Below are 20,764 nucleotides of genomic sequence, written 5' to 3'. Positions count from 1 at the left end.
ACATAGCACCGTCGGGACCCATCCTCACGATGGGTCCCGACGTCCCCGAAGGGCTGCCAGCCCTGCCTTTCCGGGCCCGCCAGGCGTTCCCTCGGCCCTTAGCGCTGCTTGCCCGTTTCGGTGCCCGTGACGTTGAGCGAGGCATCCAATTTCACCGTCGCTGTGTCCCAACGGCCTTTCGGATATGGGCCTCGTAGGCAGCCGCCTCTGCGTCGGTTTCGATGCGGACGACGTTCACCCCGGGGTTGGCGGCCGTCGCTGCCGCTTTCACACGGGCGGCAGTGTCATCTGCACCAACTGCTCGGTGATGCCGTTGGCTTGGTGGCTGCCCTTGTGCTGGGAAGCGGACGGTGTTGTGGAGGTCGTTGCGCCGTCCGGAGCGGCCATTGCGAGATACATGCCGCCGCCGGCGAGAGCGGCGGTTAATCCTGCGCCTGCTGCGACGTTTCGAGCTACGAGCCCAAGGGCTGATTCACTGATTTCCAGGGGGCCCACGTTCTAGACTCTCGTGGGCACGCTGAAGCCGGCTCCCGCATTGAAGGCGGGGTCCCGTTCCCTCCGGCTTCGTAGCCGGCGCCAGCGATGCTTTGCGTAGTTGATCGGTGCCAGACTCCGGCCTACGTGCGCTGGGAGATGTTGATGATGTTGTCCTCGCTGTCCAGGAACCAGGCTGCCTTCCCCCAGGATGCTGTGGCGACGCCGCTCTCCGTCTTCAGGCCGGGAAAGTCGTAATCTTCAAAGACGACGCCGCGGCTTCGCAGTTCCTCCATCTCGCGTTCGAGATTGTCCGTTTCCCAGCCCATCTGGGTGTTCTTGGCTGTCCCTGCATTCTCTGTCTGGTAAATGAGGAATCGGGTTCCTTGGCCGCAGCTGTACATCACGCTGCCCTCCTCCATGGAATCGGAGGGTTCAATTCCCAGCTTGTCCCGGTAGAACTGCTTCGCCCTGTTGATGTCACTCGCGGGGAGGACAGCGATGATGTTTGAATCCGTGAGCATGATGATTCCCTTCAGTGCGTAGATGACCGCAGCGACGGCGTTGCTCCCCCCGGCTTCGGTCCGCGGAATCCTTGTCCCGAGCCCGTGGCCGCTCCTTGCGCCGAGCCGGGGCAGCCACCTGGGACTCTTCAACGCCACGCCACTCATCACCAGCGCGAGGGGTCCCCGAAGATTATGTGGTCATTATGGACCGATTTGGTCGTGCGGAAGTAGGGGTGCTTGGCATCCGGTCGAAAGGTCTTGGACCGGCCCCACGAGGTCCATGTCCTGCGCCATCCGGATGATGTCGATGCCGCTGAAATCGACGCTGCGGCCGGTGGGCTCGACCGCCCTTCCAGAGTCCGCCATCGCCCCCGAAATTGTCGCACCGGCCTCTTAGTCTGGCTTCAGTAGCTTGAACCGTCCGACAGGGGATGACATGGCTGACCTGATCCATGAGGCAATCGATGGAACGCCGTCCCCGCCTGCTGTAGCGGACTCGGTCCCAGAATCCTTTGAGCGGAACGACTCTGGCCGGCCGGAATTACTGGCTGCAGGCGGCGGGTTCACCGACGACGCCGTCGCGGACTACCTGCGTCGGCTGAGCCGATACGACTTGCTCACCGTTGAGCAAGAAGTGGAACTGGCGCAAGAAAATCGAGGCGGGGCTTTTCGCGGAGCACCTCTTGGCGGACTGTACATCCCGGCCGGGGCAGGACGTCAGTGAGCTTCGGACCATCGTCCTCTTGGGTAACCGTGCCGCCGACGCGCTTCTCCACGCCAACCTTCGGCTCGTAGTGTCCATCGCCAAGCACTACACCCGCCGGGGCCTCGACCTTCAGGACATCATCCAGGAAGGAAACCTAGGACTGCTCAAAGCCGTCCACAAGTTCGACTTCACCATGGGTTTCCGATTCTCCACCCACGCCACGTGGTTCATCCGGAGCGCCATCATCCGGGCGCTGGCTAATCAGTCGCGTCTTATCCGGCTGCCAGTGAACGTCGTCGATCAACTGCAAAAAGTGACGTCAGCGCAACGGACGGCCGCTCTGACCGGGACCGTCTGCAGCAACGAGGAGCTTGGCCAGCTGACGAACAATTCGCTCGCAAAGATTGAGTATCTGTTGACCTTGGATACGTCGGTCTATTCGCTGGACTCCGAAGTGCCTGACGGCCGGGGCGGAACTGAAACTCGGGCCGAACAGCTGTTGGACCCTTCTGATCCTGACGCGTTCGATTTACTCTTCCACCAACAGCTGAAGGCGCAAGTACATGCCGTCCTTGACACGCTCGAGGACCGGGAGGCCCGGGTCATTGCGATGCGCTTCGGCATCAATGGTGGTGCCGGGAACACCTTGGACGCCGTCGCGAAAGCGTTCGGCCTGACCCGCGAACGCGTGCGACAGATCGAGGTCTCTGCGATGGAGAAGCTCAAACACCCGTCCCGGTCCAACGCCTTGCGGCCGTCTCATCTTGACGATGACAACTCATTCGGCGGCCAGCCCTCAACCGCCGAAGAGACGGCGTCGCCGTCCGAGCACGCCGCGCTGACCGGAGCAGCGGTGACCGTCCGAGCTGCGGCTTAGGCTGGTCGCATGCCACCAACTCCGTCTCCGACACCGATCGAGGTCTTCGTGCACACCGGCCCCGCCGAGTGGTGGCAGATTCTTGCCGCTCTGGGCCCGCTGGCGGTGCTCCTCGGCGCGGTGGTCGCTGGGGTCATCGGCTGGCGGACCCTGAAGCAGAAAGCTGAAGCGGACAACCGCGCCGAATGGTGGAATCGGGCCCAGTGGGCCTTGGACGCCGTCTACTCCGGGGACAAGAAGCGCGGCACCATCGGGCTGAAGGTCCTCAAAGTCCTGGGTGAAAGCGAATTGGCCGGCGACGGCGAGCTCGCCGTCCTGGAAGCCGCATCGGAGAAGCCTCTCGACCAAGCGGCGCATGCCCGTACGGCCCGCGCGACGGCCGAAGCGCAGTCCTCGCCGGTGGCTCCGGCGCGCCTCACGCCGGCGGGCGCCACAGTGGACGGCGAACCCGCACCGGGCGACAATGAAGAAGTCCACAAACCCGGCGAACGTGAAGGAGGAGCACGATGAGCACCGCAACACCCCCGGTCCATCACGGCGCACACGCCGCGTCTTCACAGGTCGAACCGGAAGAAGTCTTCGACGAAGATGACCGCGCCATGCAGATCGCGGCGGCCCAGCTTCGTGAAGTCACCGACCGCCGGCTTGGCAAGGTGACCCCCGAATGGGTTAAGGCCCTCGCCCAGGAACAACCCCGCGGCCACACCGACTGAGCGCTGCAGGCCCCGGGACTCGCTACGGTCGGCGGAGGACGTCCGTGGTTTGTTCGGCGGCCTGGACCGTCAATACCACAGAGGACATGAAGCGCCTGATGGACCTCGGCGTGGACGGCATCATCAGTGACTACCCCACCCGCCTGCGAACGGTAATGGAAGAGCGCGGCCTGAAGCTCCCAAGGCCTACGCGACTGGGATCTAGCAACACTAGATCTAGCAACACAACGAAGGGGAATTTTCCTGGTCATGCGGCATGCTGCTGACGCTCGCGACGTGGCAGGCGACTGCCAGCCCGATCCGCTTCCGTCAACGTCCGCAGGATGCCAGAGTGGAACGATGAGTAAGCCAACTGGGAATGAGAAAACCGGCGGGCTGGTACTGAACCTGGAGTGCACGCTCGCTGCTCTCCCGGAAGAAGTCTTCAGGATGCTGACGGAATCGGCCGAACTGGTGAAGTGGTGGGGTCCGCACGGCTTCGTCATCCCCGAGGCGGAACTCAACCTCGTGGTGGGCGGCCGCTACCGCTTCGTCATGACGCCACCGGACGGCGAACTGTTCCATCTCTCCGGCGAGTTCCTGGAGATCGATGCTCCATGGCATCTGGTGTACACATTCCGCTGGGATGAACCGATGCCGGACGACCGGGAAACCGTCGTCGACCTTTCGCTCGGGAGTACCGGCAAAGGCACGCGCGTAGTGCTCTCGCAGGGACCCTTCCTGACGGAGGAACGCCTTGAACTGCACCGCGGCGGCTGGACTGAGTCGCTTGAGAAGCTGCAGGCGGTACTAGATAGTCGTTGATATGTCTCGCCGGCGCCGGCCGCCTGACCTAACGATCGACGCCGACGTCGCACGCTGCCGACGTCGAACGGCTGTCCGCGTTTCCCTGCGGGGAACGTGGACAGCCATTTTTGCTGCGCGCGTCGGCCCTGTTGTTCGTCGCCCTCGCGTGCGTAGGCCCTGATCAGGCAACCGCCACGGCGCCAATCTGCTGCATGAGGCTCAGGTTGTCCGTGGTGCCCCAGTGCTCGGCCACTTTTCCTTCCTCGACACGGATGATGTCAGTGCAGTCGAACTCGACGCTCTTGCCCGTTGCCGGGATGCCGGCCAGTTCCCCGCGATGCGTACCCGTGAGAATCACATGGCATGCCTCCATGTTTCCGGCGGCCACCCTGGGCTCGATTTCCTTGACCTTGATGTCCGGGAAAGCCGTCCGCATCGTGTTCACGAAGTACTTAACGCCTTCCTTGCCCGGCGGTTGCCCGGGTAGGGCCTCCTCGTGATCCACATAGCTGTCCGCGGCCAGCTCGTCAATCAGGGCGAGGTTTCCGCTCTCTATGACGTCCTTGTAAAACCGCTCAATCAATCCAACACCTTCAGACATTTCCGACTCCTTTTAGGTGAGAGACCGAAATCAGATCCCCCCAGACCATTCCCCAGGGAGCTCTCGTTTCTGGCGCCCCCGCCGGGCAGAAGCCTGCGAGGAGCGCCGAGACTTACTGTGGAGATGCCAGCGGGGATCGGGCGAAAAGCCTCGTTAAGGCAGAAGATATTCCGGGGCTTCGAGGGTGTCAAGATGCCCTGATTACCGCCGTTCCGGGCCCAGCAGCGACACGACAAACACCATGACGGCAAGGGGCCCTTCCGCGCGGAGTGGCCCCTCGCCGCACAAAATTGCTGCGCGTTACTTCGGTACGGCTTACTTCGGTACGGCGCCGATTTGTTGCATGAGGGTCATGGTGTCCGTGGCTCCCCAGTGCTCGACTACTTTGCCGCCGTCGACGCGGATGATGTCGACGCCGCTGAATTCGACGCTGCGACCGGTGGGCGCGACGCCCATCAGTTCTCCCTGGTGCGTTCCGGTCAGGACCACGTATTGTGCCTCGAGATTTCCATCTACCAGCGCAGGTTCGGTGGTCTTGGCCTTGAGGTCCGGGAATGCCGCCCGCATCGTGTTGACGAAGTACCCGACGCCGTCCTTGGCGGGCGATTGTCCGGGTAGGGGGTCGTGATCGACAAAGTCATCACTGACCAGCTCATCAATAAGGGCGAGATTTCCGTCCCCAATTATCTCTGTGTAAAACCGCTTGATCAATCCAGTCCCGTCAGCCATTTCCGACTCCTTAAAGTGGATGAGACCGCAGCCCAAGTTTCCCACTCCGGCCATGGCACATCAACGGTTCGCGCATCCGGCGGACCTTAGGCCCGCCGCTCCCGCCACCGCAGCGACACCACAAACACCACCGCACCCAGCCCCAGCATCACGAACACCATCAGTCCCCAGTTTGCCTGGGTCACGCCGCTGCCGTAGAAGATGCCGATCAGCACGGTGGCCGTGATCGCGCCCAGGTAGCGGCAGGTCTGGAAGATCCCGGCGGCCACCCCGCGTTCCTCCGGCCGGGTGGACACGTACATGCCCTGGCTCGAGGAAATGGCGACCACGCAGTACGGCACACCCAGCAGGGCGGTCAGGGCAAGCACCAGCGGGACGGCGAGGGACACCGTCAGCAGCCACATGCAGGCCGACGCCGCCATGAGCAGCACGACGCCGGCGATCAGCACCCGCCGCACGCCGAACCTGTCGATCGCGCGGACCGCGAAGGGCGTCCCGACCACGGAGATCGCCGCGAGCGGCAGCATGAGGATGCCCACGACGCCGGGATCGTAGCCGCCGGCGGTCTGCAGCAGCTGCGGCAGGCCGAAGAACGCGAAATAGTACACGCCGTTGAACAGCGCGAAGCCCAGGTAGACCAGCAGCAGCGGCCGGTTGCGGCCCAGCAGCCGCAGGTCCAGGAACGGCGGGCTGAACCGCAGCTCCCGCCACGCGAACAGCGCCGCGAGGACCAGCCCGCCGCCCAGCAGCCCCCACCGGTAGGCGGGCAGCACATTCAGCAGCGCCATCATCACCAGCACCAGGGCACCGATGAACGCGCCGATCCCAGGCAGGTCCGAGTCCCGCACCAGTTCCGACACCCGGCCGCGCTCCCGGGCACCGTCCGCCGGGGCAAAGCGCCGGACCACGAGGATCGCCACCAGGGACAGCGGGACGTTGACCAGGAACAGCGCCTGCCACCCCACCAGGCTCACCAGCAGGCCGCCCACCACGGGCCCGACGGCAGCCGCCGACGTGTTCGCCATCTGGATCCGGCCCAGCGGTCGCGTGGACTTCACGTTCGCCTCCCGCGCCAGCGCGGCGACCATGACGACGGCGCTCGGGTATGCGGTCGCTGTGCCGAGGGCCATGAACGCCCGCGCCACACACAGCAGCGCGAAGTTCGGCGCAAAGGGAGCGAGCGCACAGGTCACGGCCACCAAGGCCATGCCCAGCAGGAACAGCCGCCGCGGGCCGAACCGGTCCGCGAGCCGGCCCATGAGCGGCTGTCCAGCCGCGGAGGTGAGGTAGAACGCGGTGATCACCCAGGTGACCGTGGCGACGTCGAGCCCGAAATCCTCGCGGAGCACCACGAGGGCGACGGCGATCATCGAGGAGTTCAGAGGGTTCAGCGAGGTGCCAAGGCTGAGGCCGGCGACGGCGAGGCCCGCCCGGGGAGAGTTGCTCACGGCAACAGTCTGTCCCATAGCCGCCCGTGCCCGGAAACCCTGTGACGCCTCAGAGGACCTTGGAGAGGAACGCCTTGGTCCGGTCGTGTTGCGGATCGCTCAGGATCTGGCGGGGAGCTCCGGCCTCCACCACCACGCCGTCATCCATGAAGACCAAGGTGTCCGCCACCTCGCGGGCGAACCCCATTTCGTGGGTCACCACAATCATGGTCATGCCACTCTTGGCCAGTCCTTTCATGACGTCCAGGACCTCGCCCACCAGCTCCGGGTCCAAGGCACTGGTCGGCTCGTCGAAGAGCATCAGCTTCGGGTCCATAGCCAAGGCACGGGCAATGGCCACCCGCTGCTGCTGGCCGCCCGAAAGGTGCGCCGGATAGGCATCGCCCTTGTCCCCCAGCCCCACGCGCTCCAGCAGTTCCACGGCCCTTGCCGTGGCGGCGGCCTTGGAAATCTTCTTCACCCGCATGGGAGCGAGGATGATGTTCTCCACCGCAGTCAGGTGCGGGAACAGGTTGAACCGCTGGAAGACCATCCCAATTTCCTGGCGTTGGAAAGCGGCTTCCTTGAGCTTGAGTTCGTAGAGCTTTTCGCCTTTTTGACGGTAGCCGACCAGCTGTCCATCGACCGAAAGCCGGCCGCCATCAACCACTTCCAAGTGGTTGATACACCTCAGGAACGTCGACTTGCCCGAACCGCTGGGCCCCACAATGCAGAGGACCTCCCCAGGGTCTACCTCCAGGCTGATCCCGCGCAAGACCCTGTTGGAACCGAAATTCTTGGAAACCTTCTCCGCAAGCACCATTGGCACGACCGTCATCCCTTACCTCCAAAATCTGTGCCGAGCGGTGTGCCCGGTGCGCCGGGTCCGGCCGTCGGTGCCTGTTCAGGCGCGGCTGGTGCCTTGCTTGCCTTGACCCGTCCGGTTCCCCGGGAGAAGCGCTTCTCAATGAAGTGCTGGCCGACCATCAGGACGGAGGTGAAGAGCAGGTACCAGAGGGAAGCCACAATCAGCAGCGGGACCGGAGTGAACGTCACGGCTGAAATGCCACGGGACACCCCGTAAAGGTCAATGCTCAATGGAATTGCGGCCACCAGGGAAGTGGTCTTGAGCATCGAAATAACTTCGTTGCCGGTAGGCGGAATGATGATTTTCATGGCCTGCGGAACCACGACGTACCGCATGGTCTGACCCCAGGACATCGCCAGGGCCGTCGAAGCCTCTGCCTGGCCCTCGTCCACGGACAACAGGCCGGCACGCACGATTTCAGACATGTAGGCGGCCTCGTTCAAGGCCAGCCCGATTACCGCCGTGATGAACAGGTTCGTGAAGATATCGTTCGGTACGGTGACCCACGGCGTCGTGAACGGAATCCCCAGCGTAAACACCGGATAGATCAGGGCCACGATGCCCCAGAAGACCAGCTGCACATAGACGGGAGTTCCCCGGAAGATCCAGATGTACAGCCAGGCAATGCTCTTCAGTACCGGATTTGGTGAGAGTCGCATGATCGCCAGCAACAGGCCCAGGACAATCGCGCCGATCATCGAGTAGATGGTCAGCCACAACGTCACCCACGCAGCCTGGCTGATTCGGCGGTCGAAGATGTACTTGCCCACATCCGGCCAGCCATAGTCCGAGCGTTGGGCAGCGTCCAGGACAAAGACCGCCAACCCAAGCAGCAGAACCACGGCAATCACGATCCGCCACGGGTGCCGCAGCGGGATCGCGACTATCGCCTCCGCCGGCGAGGTGTCCGTGTCCTGTCCGCTCCGGGCCCGCAGCTTCTTGTCAGGTTCCGACTCAATCATCCTGTCGGATTCCGGCTCGCTCATTTGCTATCACCCTTTGGCTGCCACATTGAGTGTTGCCGTCTTCACGCCACCGGATTCGACGCCCCACTTGGACAGGATCTTGTTGTACGTGCCGTCGTCGATCAGCGACTGGAGCGCCTTCTGCAGGACCGGCGTAAATTCACTCCCCTTGGCAACGGGCATACCGTACGGCGCCACCTCAAAGGCGTCGCCGGCGGTCTGCAGCTTGTCCTTGGTCTTGGAGATCGCATATAGAGTAACGGGCGAATCGGCGCTCATCGCGTCGACCTGTCCCACCACGAGGGCGTTGGTCGCCTGGTCCTGCGCGTCGTACTTGAAGATGGTGATCGCCGGCTTGCCTGCATCCGTGCAAGCCTTCGACTTCGCCGGCACCTCATGCGTGTCCTCATAGGTGGTGGCCTGGACGGCGACCTTAAGACCGCAGGCGTTGTTCGGGTCCACGGTCTTGCCCTTCGGGGAGGCCCACTGGATGCCGGCAGAGTAGTAATTCACGAAATCCACCTGCTTTTCGCGTTCCAGCGTGTCGGAGAACGACGACATTCCCATGTCATCCTTCCCTGCCTTCACCGCCGGCAGAATGTTATCGAAGGTGCCGATGTCGAAGTTGACCTTCAACCCCATGACCTTGCCAAGGGCGTTGGTGAGGTCAACAGACCAGCCTGCCGGCTCACCGTTATCGTCCTTGAACTCGTTGGGCGGGTAGTTGTTAGCCATGCCGACGTTGAGCACGCCTGAGCTCTTCATTTTTTCCGGGAGCGACGCGGCAATGGAGTCATTCTTTTGCACGTCGACGGCGTCAGCGGTCCCGGTGGCCCCGCTGGTGGCGGCGGGTTCGCTGTTGTTGACACAGCCCGAGAGCGAGAGCGCCGTGGCTAGGGTGAGAACGGGAAGAAGGTATCGGGTGCGCATGGCTTCCTTAGCTATTCAGGGATTCTCTAGGCTCCCGCGACGCTGCGGGAGGGCACTGTGTGCCTGGTTGTTCAGAACTCATTAATTCGTGCTTTCCGACGCTCTTGTCTCCAGAATCTCTCCGGAATGACGAATGTCCCGAAGAATTTCCCCGCCGCGAGCCTTCAGCTCGGAAACGCTGGAGACGCCCACTAACGTCATCGTACGCCGGAGTTCATCCCCGAAGATTTCAATGACGCGACCGACACCCGGCGATCCGGCCGCCACCAGCCCGTACAGGTAGGCCCGGCCGATCGAACAGGCGTCGGCTCCCAGTGCCAGAGCCTTGAGGATGTCGCTCCCCCTGCGGATGCCGGAGTCCACATAGATCTCGATCGAATCGCCCACCCGTTGCCGCGATTCCTGGAGGACATCCATGGGGCTCAGCATGTGGTCGAGTTGGCGTCCGCCATGATTACTCAGCTGCACGGCGTCCAGGCCAATACGGGAGGCCTTGGCCACGTCGGCCGGGTTGACACAGCCCTTCAACACGATCTTGCCGTGCCAGGCCTGCCGCAACGCTTCCAGTTCCTTCCACCCGCTGGTCGCATCAGAGTGGCCAAGAATGTGCTGCCACATGGACGGGGTGACCACAGAGGTGGCTGCGGCACTGCGCGGATCCAGGTTCGGGAAACTGATGCCGTCCGATTTCAGGAAGTTGACCCACCAGGAAGGGCGGCGGGCGATGTCCGCGATGGTTGAAAGCGTTAGAGCGGGCGGCGCGGTGAAGCCGTTGTGGAGGTCCCTCTCCCTCGAACCCAGAGCCCGTGTATCGACGCCGATAATCAGGGTGGTGAATCCGGCGGCCTCGCAACGGGCAAGTTTGTCCTTCAGCGCCTGGGCGTCGGAAGTGAGCCCAAAGTTGAACCAGCGGTCAAGGGTCGGGTGGTGCTCTGCGATCGTTTCCATGGCCACGGTGCTCAGTCCGGCCAGCCCGTAGGGGATGCGGGCCCGGTCGGCGGCAGCCGCGACGGCCAGCTCGCCCTCGGGATGGAACAACCGGGTGGCCCCGGTGGGGGTCAACGTGAGCGGCAGCGCGCTTTCTTTTCCGAGCAGGGTGGTGCTTGTGTCCGGGCCGGAAACCGGGCCCCAGCTGGGCATGAGGGCCCACGCGTCGAAGACGGCTCGGTTGCGGCGGAGCGTCACCTCGTCTTCAGATCCGCCGTCGAGATAATCGAAAATCCCGGCCGGCAGAACCCTGCGTGCCGACTTCCGGTATTCCTCCACATTGAAAGCGCCCGCCAGCACGCGCCGTTGGCGGGATATCACCGGGGCCTTGACCTGAATGAGCTGTTTGGCTTCGCTGAATTTCAATGACGGCCTTCCCTTTGCGTCCTGCGTTATGGTTCAGCGTAGGAAATGAAGCTCCGCACGACTATGGAGTTACCGACAAATTGAGGGGGCCCATCATTAGTAGCGAATGCCAAACGCCATCTGTGGTGTCCGGGTGACGACGCCGGCGGCGGAGCGGCATGCCCTGCCAACGTTGGCAGACGTCGCCCGCTCGGCGGGTTCAGAAATTCTCAGCCTCATGGAAATGCCGGCCGATGACCAGCAGATCGTCGCCGGCTCTGTTCTCTATGACTCGACGGCGCGGCCCACCAAGTTCCCGGGCGCCGTCGCCCTGGCCATCGGATTGTCCCTTTCCGGGAAACGTCTGGGCGCGAAGGTTCGAGAGCTCAGCGACGCCGGCTACGTGGCGATCGTTTACAAATCCAACGGCACCTCGGACGAAGTGTTGCGGGCAGCCGCCAGGGACAACGGGATGGCGCTTTTCCGGGCCTCCGACTCGGTGCCGTGGAACCAGCTCGCGGAGATCATGGATGCCGCAGTCATCCCGCACCGGCAATCGGGACGGACTCTGGTGGACATCCGGCCCGGCGACCTGTTCGACCTCGCCAACACGGTGGCGGCCCAAGCCGGCGGTGCCATCGCGATCGCCGATCCTGAGCAGACGATCCTGGCGTATTCGACCCTCCCGGACCAGCCCATTGACGAGACGCGCAGGAGTTCCATCCTGAGTCTGCAAGTGCCGCATTCGGTGGAAACGGACAATGACTACCGTCGTGTCCATGCCGCCACCGATGCGCTGGACGTGACGACGCAGGATCCGCTGCTCCGGCGCACGGCAATCGCGATCCGGGCCGGCGACTCCGTCCTGGGCTCGCTGTGGCTCCTTGAACTGGCGGACGACCACAACGAGGACGCCGACCGGATCCTGCGGGAAGCCGCCAACGTTGCCGCGCTCCACATCCTGCACAAACGGACCACCTACGTCTCGAACCTCACGCGCCAGATAGACCTGGTCCAGCCGCTGCTGTTCGATCCGAAACGCGCCGAACTGGCGGCCATCAGGCTCGGGATCTCGGCGCCGTCGATCTGTGTTGCGGCCCTGGGCGTGTGGCCGTCCGATGCCATCGCGGCCGAAACGCTGCAGTCCCGACTCCGGCTCTTCGACACGATCCGGACCGCCTGCGCCATCCGGTTGCCCTCGGCCGTCTGCGGGCTCTCGGACAACATCGTTTACATCGTCCTGCCGCAAACCACCGAATCGTCACGTCAGTTCCAACGCGGCGCGATTCTGAAAATCGTGCAGAATGCGCGCCGGCTTCTCTCACGCCCGGTCCTGGCTGCCTTGGGTGTTGCAGCGACGATCGACTGTCTCGAGGAGTCCAGGGTCAACGCGGAACTGGTCCTGTCCGAGCTTGTGCGCAACGTCGCGGAAGGGCGCATAGCCGCCGATTCCGATGACATCGTGGCCGACGACGACTCCCTCGGCTCGCGTCTGCTGCTGCGCCAGTTCGTCTCGGCGCTGACCACCGCCGGCCAACTGCCCGGGGCGCACGCGATCAGCATCGCGGCGTACGACGAACAGCATAAGAAATCCTTCGAGGAAACCATCTACGCCTACCTGAGCTGCGGCGGAAACGCGATCGACGCCGCCAAGTCGTTGGACGTGCACGTCAACACGGTCCGCTACCGCTTGTCCCGGGTGGAGCCGCTGTTCGGCATAGATCTCGACGACGCCGAAACGCGCCTGCTCGTGTGGCTGCAGTTGTGGGCAAGACACAACTAGTCGCCGTCCCACAAAGATTCAGGCTTGATCTGCCCGCGGCACTGTCACTCCCCGGCGGGCCCCGGCGCAGACGGTGCAGACGGCGCAGTCGGGTGCCGCCCCCATGCCAGCTCACGGAGTCGGACCAGGTCCAGGGAGGGCTGGGCCGGCGGGACGCCCGGACGGTTCCGCGGAACCAGCACCCGCAGCGCGCGGGGTTCAATGCTGCACCGCACCGGCGTGCTCATCAGCAGAGCCTCGCCGTCCACTCCGACGGGGATCTCGGGCACGTCGGCGTCGACCACCACCTCCGCCGCGGCGCGTTGGATCAGGCCGTGCTTCGTGGCACGGCGCAGCAGGCCGACCGCTTCACGGGTGCTGGCGGCGGAGATCGCCACCGCGCCGAGAACGCCGCGGTCCAGCCGGGTTCGGCGGCCCAGGCCGGCGAGGTCGTTGCTGCCGTAAGGACCGTTGCTCACCAGCACCGCCTGCGGTCCGTCCACCGTCACGCCGTCCGCCTGGGCTTGAAGCCGCGCACCCTTGTCGCCCCTGATCAGGTCCGGAAGCATCTCCAGCACGGTCCCGGCCTTGTCGTCCCGGTACGCCGGGCTCTGCACCACCTCGGCGTACACCCCGAACGATGCGTTGTTGACGAAGGTGCGGCCGTTGATCTTCCCGAGGTCCACGTGAAGCTCCACCCCGTCCCGGAGGGCGTCCAGGCAGCCCGTCGGGTCCTCCCGGTCCAGCCCCAGGTCCAGGGCGAAATGGTTGCGGGTACCGGCGCTGATCACCAGGAACGGCAGGTTGTGCTCGGCCGCGATGCCGGCCACCAGCGCCTGCGTTCCGTCCCCACCGGCGACGCCGAGCAGATCGGCCCCGCGCTCCACCGCTTGCCGGGCCAACGCGTCGACATCCACCGGTCCCGGACCTTCAAGAAGTGCCACCTCGGCGCCGAGTTCCTCCGCCTTCCGCTGGAGCTCGAACTTCACCACCTTGCCCCCGCCGGACCGCGGATTCATCACCAGGAAGGCATGCCCCCAACTGGGGGCGGGGTACTCGGCCATGGCCTTGCCCTCCCCCCTTTCCCGGAGGGCGGCGCGGGCACAGACCAGCGCAACTAACAGCAGCGCAATGGCGATCACCACCTCCCGCAGCAGACTCCCTTGGATGTACAGGGCCACGACCACCAGCGGGGCAAGCACCGCGAGCGCCAGCGCACCCCAGCGCAGCACACCGCGGCTGATGAGGAACCAGTAGATCGCAGCGACGGCCACCAACACGGCGCCCACACCGGTAATGACCAGCGCAATTGTGCCTGCAAAACCCGCTGCCACCAAGGGGACAGCCACCGCCAAGAGGGCCGCGACGTAAGCCGCCCTCGCCCACCACCGCCGGGTTGCCGGGACCTCCTCAAGGGACGGCATGACAGTCACGACGCGCCCCCGATCTGCGCTACTCCGACGACGGCCGTCCTCCCGGCCGCCGCCCGGCGCTCCCCTACACGCCAAGGGCACGGGCGCCTGAGCTCTCTGCCATCCCTGGAATTCACTTTCGGCCTCTCCTTCGCCTCGAATGGCTGCGGCCAACACAGAGTCGGGCCGGCGGTTCAGGTCCTGATCTTGGCTACCGTCATCAGGATCGCCGAGTCTTCCTCGGCCTCCAGGCTGTGCAGCCCCGCCGGCACGATCAGCAGATCGCCGGTCTTGCCCTGCCAGGATTCGTTGCCGGCACGCAGGCGCACACAGCCGCGGAGCACAAATACCGTCGCCTCGCCGGGGTTCTGGTGCTCGCTCAGCTGCGTCCCGGCCCTGAACGCCATGACGGTCTGGCGCAGAACTTTCTCGTGCCCGCCGAACACCGTGTCAGCGGCCCGGCCGCTCCCTGCCGCGAGGGCAGCCGTGATCTGCTGCCTGGCCAGGGCATCGATCGATATTTTCTGCATGGGCCACAGGCTACTCGCCTCACGCCGCGCTGCCGAGGGTCCTTCGCCCCGGACCCGGGTTACTGAACAGCTGGAGCCCTACTACGCCCCTAGTACGCCACGTCGAATCCGCCGAACTCCCCCGTCGCCGCCGAGATGGATTCTTCGACGTCCTCCACCCGGCCGGGCGCCTCCGGCGAGCGCAACCAGCGCCGCAGCTCCAGCACCACGGACTGCGGGCCCTCGGCCACGATGCCCACGGAGCCGTCAAAGTTGTTCCTGACCGTGCCGCTGAGCCCCAACTCCTCGGCCTTCCGGACGGTCCAGTACCGGAAGCCGACCGCCTGGACCACACCGGACACCCGGGCGTTCAGCCGCACGGGCTCGCCGGAATCGGCCGGAAATTGCGCACGGTGTTTGTCAGTCATGCTCCCAATGTAGCGCCCACCACGGCCCCGGATTTGGGCCCGCAGGTTTAGTCTCACCGCCCAGACACAACGGGACCTTTGCCCCTTTCCGCGCGGCCGACATCCGCGAAAGGCTGGTTTTTTGCACTGGAGCAGTTTGTCGAAGACCCGGCAACAGCACACCGAAGTGCTCTTACCCACCGGCGGTCACAACCGCCAGAAAAGGACAAGACAATGGCTGGACAATTCGAAATCTTCACCGACGCGGAATCCAACGTCCGGTTCCGGCTGCTCGCCGGCGACGGGACCGTGTTGGCAATTTCCCGAGCATTCGACGACAAACGCCAGGCGGCGAACGGCATCATGGCCGTGCGCGAATGCGCCGGCACGGGCCTGATCCGGGAAGCCCGCAGCAACCCGTGGACCGGGAAGCGCGGCAGCAGGAATGCCTCGCCAACAGGCCACCACCGCCACCGGCACTTGCCGGCCGTGTAGCGCCCAGTTAGTTTCGGCAGCCGGCCGTGCGGCCGGCTGCTGTTCTATGCCCCGCTGCTGTTCTGTGCCCCGCTGCGGCGGCCGCTTTGAGGGCGCCTTGTACCCGGCTGCGGCTACTTCGCCGGTTCCGTCGCGGCGCCCGTGCCCTTGGCGGCGGGACGCAGCGACGTGATCATCTTCCGGACGTCCTGGTACTCCGCCGTGGTGGCGTAGAGCTTCGCTTTCTCCAGATACGGCAGCCCGGGGTCCCCCGGCGTCGTGTTCTTTGCCGGGTCATAGGCCTGGCCGAACAGCGCGCCGCTGGGTGGCCAGAGGAACAGCTGGAACATCGGACACGACATGGGTCCGGTCTCCTCCGGCATCATGGTGATCCCGTACGACGCGTAGGTGGGCGGCGAAGCTTCCGCGGCTGCGGTGTCACCGCGCCCCTCAAAGACGTAACGCGGCACATTCTGGTCCGCCGAACCGGGTTCGGCGAGGGCCTGCATCGGCTCGGAATCGATGAGCATGTACGGCTGTTGGTCGCCGCATTCGGCGCCCGTGACGATGTTGGTGCGCAGCGCGGCCATCTGCTTCCCGGCGGCGTTCACCACGTCCACGAACTCACCGCCCAGCGGCGCCTCCCCCGCCGGGTCCCGGACCTCCCATGTGGCCGGGTAGTCGAAACTCAGCGTCCCGTCCGACGTCGTGAACGTCTTCCAACCGGACGACGACGGCGGGCCACCCGCCGTCGTCGAGGTGGCCGGCGTTGCAGTCCCCGGATCCGTCGCAGCGTCGGATGTCTCGGGTGGCACCGTGGGCGAGCCGCAGCCGGCCAGCAGCACAGCGGCGAGGACGAAAACAAGCGGAGCCTGAAGTACTGTGCGTCGCCGCTGCCTCACCATGAGTCCGGGCCGCACCTACTGCCCCGCCGGACGCAGCGAGGTGATCATTTTCCTGATGTCCTTGAATTCGGAGGTCTCCAGGTAGGCCTCCGGGCTGTCGACATGGGGCTCGTTCCCCGGGCTGGTGTCGAAGGGGTTGTAGACGCCTCCGAACGACGCTCCGCCGGGCGGCCAGGTGAAGTAATGGAAGATCGGGCAGGCATCTGGCCCGTGCGGCTTGGGTGCCGAGCTGATGCCGTACGCCATGACGTTGGCCTTCATGGGGTCTTTCTCTGCCGGATACAGGCGCAACTCAAAGATGAAGTTCGGCGTGACCCCCTCCTGGACCAAAGCCGGAACGGGCACCACATCGAGCACCTGGTAGGGGATCCGTTGCGGGCATTCCGAGCCCGTGGCCACGTTGGTTCGCAACGTGGCCAGCGACTTGCCATCTGCGGTGAGGACTTCCAGGAACACCCCGCCGGGCGAGGCCTCGGCGCCGCGGTCCTTGACGGTCCATTCGGCCGGGTAGTCGAACTGCAACTGCCCGTCCGGGGTCTTGAAGATCTTCCAGTCCGCCGCGGTCGGCGCGGGTGTGGCGGGCGCCGAGGGCGGCTCGGTGGGCGCGGCACCGTTTCCGCCCGGCGCGGACGTCAGCGGGGGCACGGAGGGCATCGACGGCGACGTCGTGCCCGGGCCTGGGCTCGCGGGCGCACCGCAGGCGCCGAGCAGTGCCGCAACCAAGAAGCCGGCCGACGCTGCCGTGCCGAACGCCGCGAGTCGACGCATGTCACCCTCCCCCTGGGATTCAAGTGGTTCGACCATTGTCGAGCTTCCGGACGCAAAAACAAGGGGCAAAAGTCCCGAGTTGGCGGCCAACCGGGCGCGGAACCTGCCGTGCCCGCCTCTGCCCGCACGGGCGTGACCGGACCCACGTTGACATCCCGGCGATTTCAAGTGCCGACGGAAAGCTTGCTAGAGCTTAAGTAATGCAAGAGTTCCTGACCCAAGCAATGCCGTTCCTGGCCATGGCCCTCGCCGTGGTTGCCGGGCTGGTCCTGTCTTGGCTGGTGCGCAAGATTGTGCTCCGGCTCAACCGCAGCAAGCCCGAACTGCGCGAGACGTCCCGGGTGGCCCGGCTGCCGTTGCGCTTGTCGCTGTGCCTGATCGGCGTCCGGATCGCGCTGGCCACAAGCAGCGGGGACCTCGAATGGCGCCACGGCCTGGACCATCTGCTGCTAATTGCGCTGATCGCTTCCCTGGCCTGGCTGGCCATCGCCATGCTGCTCATCATTGAGGCGATGGTCCTGAACCGGTACCGGGTGGATGTCGCGGACAACCGCCGCGCCCGGCGGCTGCGCACCCAGGTGATCCTGGCCCGGCGGATCGGCGTCGCCCTGATCGTGGTGCTGGCCCTGGGCAGCATGATGCTGACCTTCCCCGCGATCCAGGCCCTCGGCGCAGGGCTCCTTGCCTCCGCGGGCGTCATCTCGATTGTCGCCGGCCTCGCCGCGCAGACCTCGCTGGTCAACGTCTTCGCCGGCATCCAGCTCGCCTTCACGGACGCCATCCGGGTTGACGACGTGGTGGTGGTCCAGAAGGAATGGGGCCGGATCGAGGAGATCACCCTGACCTACGTGGTGGTCCACATCTGGGACGACCGCCGGCTGATCCTGCCCTCGACGTACTTCACCACCACCCCGTTCGAGAACTGGACCCGGCGGCAGTCCGAGGTCATGGGCACCGTGGAGTTCGACCTCGACTGGCGCGCTCCCGTCGAGGAGATGCGCGGCGAACTGAAGAAGGTCCTGGCCGAGACCCCGCTGTGGGACAAGCGCGTGGGGATCCTGCAGATCACCGACGCCACCGCCGGCTTTGTCCGCGTCCGCATCCTGGTCAGCGCCGCAGACAGCGCCTCCCTGTTCGACCTCCGCTGCCTGATCCGCGAGGAACTGGTGCTGTTCCTGCAGCAGGACCACCCGACGGCGCTCCCCCACGTCCGCCTCGAATCGCTGGCGTCGGCGTCGGCGTCCGCCTCCTACCCCTTGTCCGACGCCGGGACGGGGGCCAAGCGTCCCGGCAAGGCTGCCGCCACGGCCGAGCACCACCGGCACCCGGACCCCCACGACTCCCAGCTGTTCACCGGATCCATCGAGGCGATCCAGCGCTCCAAGGCCTTCTCCGGCCCGGGCGAGGACGTCTTCGAGGACCGCGACAACGCGATCGCCTCACAGAACTAGGCTGGGCCCGGACCGCAGACCGGGCAGGTCTTCCCAGCCTCCGCCAACTGGTCGATAATCAGACGTTGGCGGGACAGCAACAGCGCTGCCCCATTGTCTGCAGGACCAGCTGAGGAGTCCCCCATGACGGTCGAAGAAGCCCCCGCGGAAACACCTAAGGCGACGGCCAGCGATTGGTTCCAGAGCGCCGTCGTCTATCAGATCTATCCGCGCAGCTTTGCCGACTCCAACGGCGATGGCATCGGCGACCTCCGCGGCATCCTCAGCAAGCTGGACTACCTCCAGCGGCTGGGGGTCGACGTCGTCTGGCTCTCCCCGATCTACACCTCCCCGCAGGACGACAACGGATACGACATCAGCGACTACCGCAATGTGGATCCGCTCTTCGGCACCCTGGAGGAGCTCCGGGAACTGACCGACGGGCTGCACGCGCGCGGGATGAAGCTGGTGATGGACCTGGTGGTCAACCACACCTCGGACGAGCACCCCTGGTTCGTGGAGTCCCGGTCCTCGAAGGAGAACCCGAAGCGCGACTGGTACTGGTGGCGGCAGCCGCGGGAGGTCGACGCCGGGGCCTCCCGCCCTGCGGCCGCGGAGCCGAACAACTGGGGCTCGGCGTTCTCCGGGCCCGCGTGGGAGTTCGACCAGGCCACCGGGGAGTACTACCTCCACATCTTTTCGAAGAAGCAGCCGGACCTGAACTGGGAGAATCCCGAGGTCCGCGCGGCGGTCTACGAGATGATGAACTGGTGGCTGGACCGGGGCGTGGACGGCTTCCGGATGGATGTCATCAACTTCATCTCCAAGGACACCTCGCTCCCGGACGGGCCGATCGCGGACGGCAAGCTCTTCGGCGACGGCAGCCGCTCCTACATCGACGGCCCCCGCATGCACGAGTTCCTGCAGGAGATGCACCGGGAAGTCTTCGCGGCCCGGACCGGCGAACTGCTCACCGTGGCCGAAATGCCCGGCGTGACCGTGGCGGACGCCATCCTGTACACCGACCCCGCCCGGGCCGAGGTGGACATGGTCTTCCAGTTCGAGCACGTGGCGTTGGACCAGGAGGACGGCGACAAATGGCGGCCCAAGAAGCTCCTGCTCACCGAGCTGAAGCAGTCCCTGGGACGCTGGCAGGAAGGCCTGGCCGAGACCGGCTGGAACAGCCTGTACTGGGGCAACCACGACCAGGCCCGCGCCGTGTCCCGCTTCGGCGACGACAGCCCGCGGTACCGCGAGCTCTCCGCCAAGATGCTCGCAGGCATCCTGCACCTGCACCGGGGCACGCCCTACGTCTACCAGGGCGAGGAACTGGGCATGACCAACATGAGCTTCGGCGCGATCAGCGATTACCGCGACATCGAGGTCCTCAACCACCACCGCGAAGCCACCACGCACCTCGGCCACACCGACGCCGAAGTCCTCGCCGCCCTCGCGCCGCTGAACCGGGACAACGCGCGGACCCCCGTGCAGTGGGACGCCTCCCGGCACGCCGGCTTTACCACCGGGGCTCCCTGGATCGCGGTCAACCCGAACGCCAACCACATCAACGCCGCCGCCCAGGTGGATGATCCGGACTCGGTCTACAGCTTCTACCGCAAGGTGATAGCGCTGCGGCATGCGGAGCAGGTGGTCTCGCACGGGAACTTCACCATGCTGCTGCCCGATGACCCGCACGTCTACGCCTTCACTCGGGCACTGGCTGGTTCCCCGGGCAGTCCCTCAGACAGCACGGAGCTGTTGGTTCTGGGCAACTTTTCCGGCGAGGTGCGCGACGCGGAGATCGGGGACGAGGCCTGGGCCGATGCGGAGCTGGTCTTGGGCAACTACCCGTCCGACGGCGATTCGGCCGCGGCGGCCGACGGCGGTTCAGCCGACGGCGGTTCAGCCGCGAGTGCCGTGCGGGGCAGCTCTGCCGCGGGCGCGATACGCCTGCGGCCCTGGGAACTGCGCGTCTTGCGCCGGCGCAGCGGCGCCTGATTGCCTTATCCGGAACGCCAGCTAAGGAAGGAAGCCCGGCATGACCATTCCACCGACACCCGAACCCGATCCGTTTCCGCCGGAACCGGGCCCCACGACGCCGCCACCGGAGCCCGGGGACCCGTTCCCGCCGGAACCTGGCCCGGTCACGCCACCGCCGGTTCCGGGGCCTGATCCGGTACCTG

Annotated in this window: 23 protein-coding genes and 1 pseudogene; 10 read left to right on the top strand and 14 right to left on the bottom strand. The window is 65.4% G+C overall.

Annotated features, from left to right (window positions below):
• Positions 1–267 precede the first annotated feature (267 nt).
• Together BLS42_RS20670 and BLS42_RS16900 are read right to left on the bottom strand one after the other, a co-directional pair.
• Positions 268–495, bottom strand: coding sequence for a hypothetical protein (locus BLS42_RS20670; protein WP_256336527.1), 228 nt, complete (start codon positions 493–495; stop codon positions 268–270).
• Positions 496–617: 122 nt separating this feature from the next.
• On the bottom strand, positions 618–998 hold the full coding sequence (locus BLS42_RS16900) for a VOC family protein (RefSeq protein WP_090583335.1): 381 nt from the start codon (positions 996–998) through the stop codon (positions 618–620).
• A gap of 418 nt (positions 999–1,416) precedes the next feature.
• On the opposite strand from BLS42_RS16900, the gene BLS42_RS20850 reads away from it, so the two are divergent.
• The 6 genes and pseudogenes from BLS42_RS20850 (at position 1,417) to BLS42_RS16870 (ending at position 4,080) form a co-directional block, all read left to right on the top strand.
• Positions 1,417–1,704 (top strand): sigma-70 factor domain-containing protein, encoded by a 288-nt coding sequence (locus BLS42_RS20850; protein ID WP_090583240.1) that lies wholly within the window; start codon positions 1,417–1,419, stop codon positions 1,702–1,704.
• Positions 1,604–2,563, top strand: a complete 960-nt coding sequence (locus tag BLS42_RS16890; RefSeq protein WP_090583238.1) for a sigma-70 family RNA polymerase sigma factor — start codon at positions 1,604–1,606, stop codon at positions 2,561–2,563. Before BLS42_RS20850 ends, BLS42_RS16890 begins: the two co-directional genes overlap by 101 nt.
• 9 nt (positions 2,564–2,572) lie before the next feature.
• Entirely contained in the window at positions 2,573–3,073 is a 501-nt protein-coding gene (locus tag BLS42_RS16885; protein ID WP_090583236.1) for a hypothetical protein, read from the top strand.
• Positions 3,070–3,276 carry a hypothetical protein gene (locus BLS42_RS16880; RefSeq protein ID WP_090583234.1) on the top strand — a complete coding sequence of 69 codons (207 nt, stop codon included), beginning with the start codon at positions 3,070–3,072 and terminating at the stop codon, positions 3,274–3,276. The genes BLS42_RS16885 and BLS42_RS16880 overlap by 4 nt, the downstream gene beginning before the upstream one ends.
• Before the next feature lie 62 nt (positions 3,277–3,338).
• A pseudogene (locus BLS42_RS20665) lies at positions 3,339–3,542 on the top strand (glycerophosphodiester phosphodiesterase); the annotation flags it as partial.
• A 73-nt stretch (positions 3,543–3,615) separates the two neighbouring features.
• A complete protein-coding gene (locus BLS42_RS16870; protein WP_090583232.1) occupies positions 3,616–4,080 on the top strand; it encodes an SRPBCC family protein in 465 nt (154 codons plus the stop codon).
• Between the two features lie 163 nt (positions 4,081–4,243).
• On the opposite strand, the gene BLS42_RS16865 is transcribed toward BLS42_RS16870, so the two are convergent.
• The 7 genes from BLS42_RS16865 to BLS42_RS16835 form a co-directional block, all read right to left on the bottom strand.
• Positions 4,244–4,663: an ester cyclase gene (locus tag BLS42_RS16865; protein ID WP_090583230.1), complete on the bottom strand. Its 420-nt coding sequence runs from the start codon at positions 4,661–4,663 to the stop codon at positions 4,244–4,246.
• Positions 4,664–4,978: 315 nt separating this feature from the next.
• The gene (locus BLS42_RS16860) at positions 4,979–5,392 is read right to left on the bottom strand and encodes an ester cyclase (RefSeq protein ID WP_090583228.1); all 414 of its coding nucleotides are present in this window, start codon (positions 5,390–5,392) and stop codon (positions 4,979–4,981) included.
• 86 nt (positions 5,393–5,478) lie between these two features.
• Positions 5,479–6,840, bottom strand: a complete 1,362-nt coding sequence (locus tag BLS42_RS16855; RefSeq protein WP_256336526.1) for an MFS transporter — start codon at positions 6,838–6,840, stop codon at positions 5,479–5,481.
• Between the two features lie 49 nt (positions 6,841–6,889).
• Positions 6,890–7,657, bottom strand: coding sequence for an amino acid ABC transporter ATP-binding protein (locus BLS42_RS16850; RefSeq protein WP_090583224.1), 768 nt, complete (start codon positions 7,655–7,657; stop codon positions 6,890–6,892).
• Positions 7,654–8,673 carry an amino acid ABC transporter permease gene (locus tag BLS42_RS16845; protein WP_256336525.1) on the bottom strand — a complete coding sequence of 340 codons (1,020 nt, stop codon included), beginning with the start codon at positions 8,671–8,673 and terminating at the stop codon, positions 7,654–7,656. The genes BLS42_RS16850 and BLS42_RS16845 overlap by 4 nt, the downstream gene beginning before the upstream one ends.
• A gap of 6 nt (positions 8,674–8,679) precedes the next feature.
• On the bottom strand, positions 8,680–9,582 hold the full coding sequence (locus BLS42_RS16840; RefSeq protein WP_090583222.1) for an ABC transporter substrate-binding protein: 903 nt from the start codon (positions 9,580–9,582) through the stop codon (positions 8,680–8,682).
• Positions 9,583–9,663: 81 nt separating this feature from the next.
• Complete coding sequence (locus tag BLS42_RS16835) at positions 9,664–10,935, bottom strand: alpha-hydroxy acid oxidase (RefSeq protein WP_090583220.1); 1,272 nt, start codon at positions 10,933–10,935, stop codon at positions 9,664–9,666.
• 106 nt (positions 10,936–11,041) lie between these two features.
• Here BLS42_RS16835 and BLS42_RS16830 point away from each other — a divergent pair, with 106 nt between their 5' ends.
• Positions 11,042–12,697, top strand: a complete 1,656-nt coding sequence (locus BLS42_RS16830) for a PucR family transcriptional regulator (RefSeq protein WP_090583218.1) — start codon at positions 11,042–11,044, stop codon at positions 12,695–12,697.
• 44 nt (positions 12,698–12,741) lie between these two features.
• Here BLS42_RS16830 and BLS42_RS16825 read toward each other — a convergent pair whose 3' ends face one another.
• The 3 genes from BLS42_RS16825 to BLS42_RS16815 all read right to left on the bottom strand — a co-directional run bounded on the left by BLS42_RS16825 (position 12,742) and on the right by BLS42_RS16815 (position 15,025).
• Positions 12,742–14,100, bottom strand: a complete 1,359-nt coding sequence (locus BLS42_RS16825; protein WP_090583215.1) for a diacylglycerol/lipid kinase family protein — start codon at positions 14,098–14,100, stop codon at positions 12,742–12,744.
• 182 nt (positions 14,101–14,282) lie between these two features.
• Entirely contained in the window at positions 14,283–14,618 is a 336-nt protein-coding gene (locus tag BLS42_RS16820; RefSeq protein ID WP_090583214.1) for a cupin domain-containing protein, read from the bottom strand.
• Between the two features lie 89 nt (positions 14,619–14,707).
• Positions 14,708–15,025 (bottom strand): acylphosphatase, encoded by a 318-nt coding sequence (locus BLS42_RS16815; RefSeq protein WP_090583213.1) that lies wholly within the window; start codon positions 15,023–15,025, stop codon positions 14,708–14,710.
• A 213-nt stretch (positions 15,026–15,238) separates the two neighbouring features.
• Between BLS42_RS16815 and BLS42_RS16810 the strand changes: the two genes are divergently transcribed.
• Positions 15,239–15,499 (top strand): YegP family protein, encoded by a 261-nt coding sequence (locus BLS42_RS16810; protein WP_090583212.1) that lies wholly within the window; start codon positions 15,239–15,241, stop codon positions 15,497–15,499.
• A gap of 113 nt (positions 15,500–15,612) precedes the next feature.
• Here BLS42_RS16810 and BLS42_RS16805 read toward each other — a convergent pair whose 3' ends face one another.
• Both BLS42_RS16805 and BLS42_RS16800 read right to left on the bottom strand, forming a co-directional pair.
• Positions 15,613–16,383 (bottom strand): hypothetical protein, encoded by a 771-nt coding sequence (locus BLS42_RS16805; protein ID WP_090583331.1) that lies wholly within the window; start codon positions 16,381–16,383, stop codon positions 15,613–15,615.
• Between the two features lie 15 nt (positions 16,384–16,398).
• Positions 16,399–17,187 (bottom strand): hypothetical protein, encoded by a 789-nt coding sequence (locus tag BLS42_RS16800; RefSeq protein ID WP_090583211.1) that lies wholly within the window; start codon positions 17,185–17,187, stop codon positions 16,399–16,401.
• Between the two features lie 164 nt (positions 17,188–17,351).
• Here BLS42_RS16800 and BLS42_RS16795 point away from each other — a divergent pair, with 164 nt between their 5' ends.
• Complete coding sequence (locus BLS42_RS16795; RefSeq protein WP_256336524.1) at positions 17,352–18,602, top strand: mechanosensitive ion channel family protein; 1,251 nt, start codon at positions 17,352–17,354, stop codon at positions 18,600–18,602.
• A 123-nt stretch (positions 18,603–18,725) separates the two neighbouring features.
• Complete coding sequence (locus BLS42_RS16790) at positions 18,726–20,579, top strand: alpha-glucosidase (RefSeq protein ID WP_090583210.1); 1,854 nt, start codon at positions 18,726–18,728, stop codon at positions 20,577–20,579.
• Positions 20,580–20,764 lie beyond the last annotated feature (185 nt).

It is taken from the genome of Arthrobacter sp. ov407, assembly GCF_900102895.1.
Taxonomy (GTDB): Bacteria; Actinomycetota; Actinomycetes; order Actinomycetales; family Micrococcaceae; genus Arthrobacter.
The sequence above is the reverse complement of the archived record's forward strand: the minus strand, read 5'-3'. Positions and strand labels throughout refer to the sequence as shown.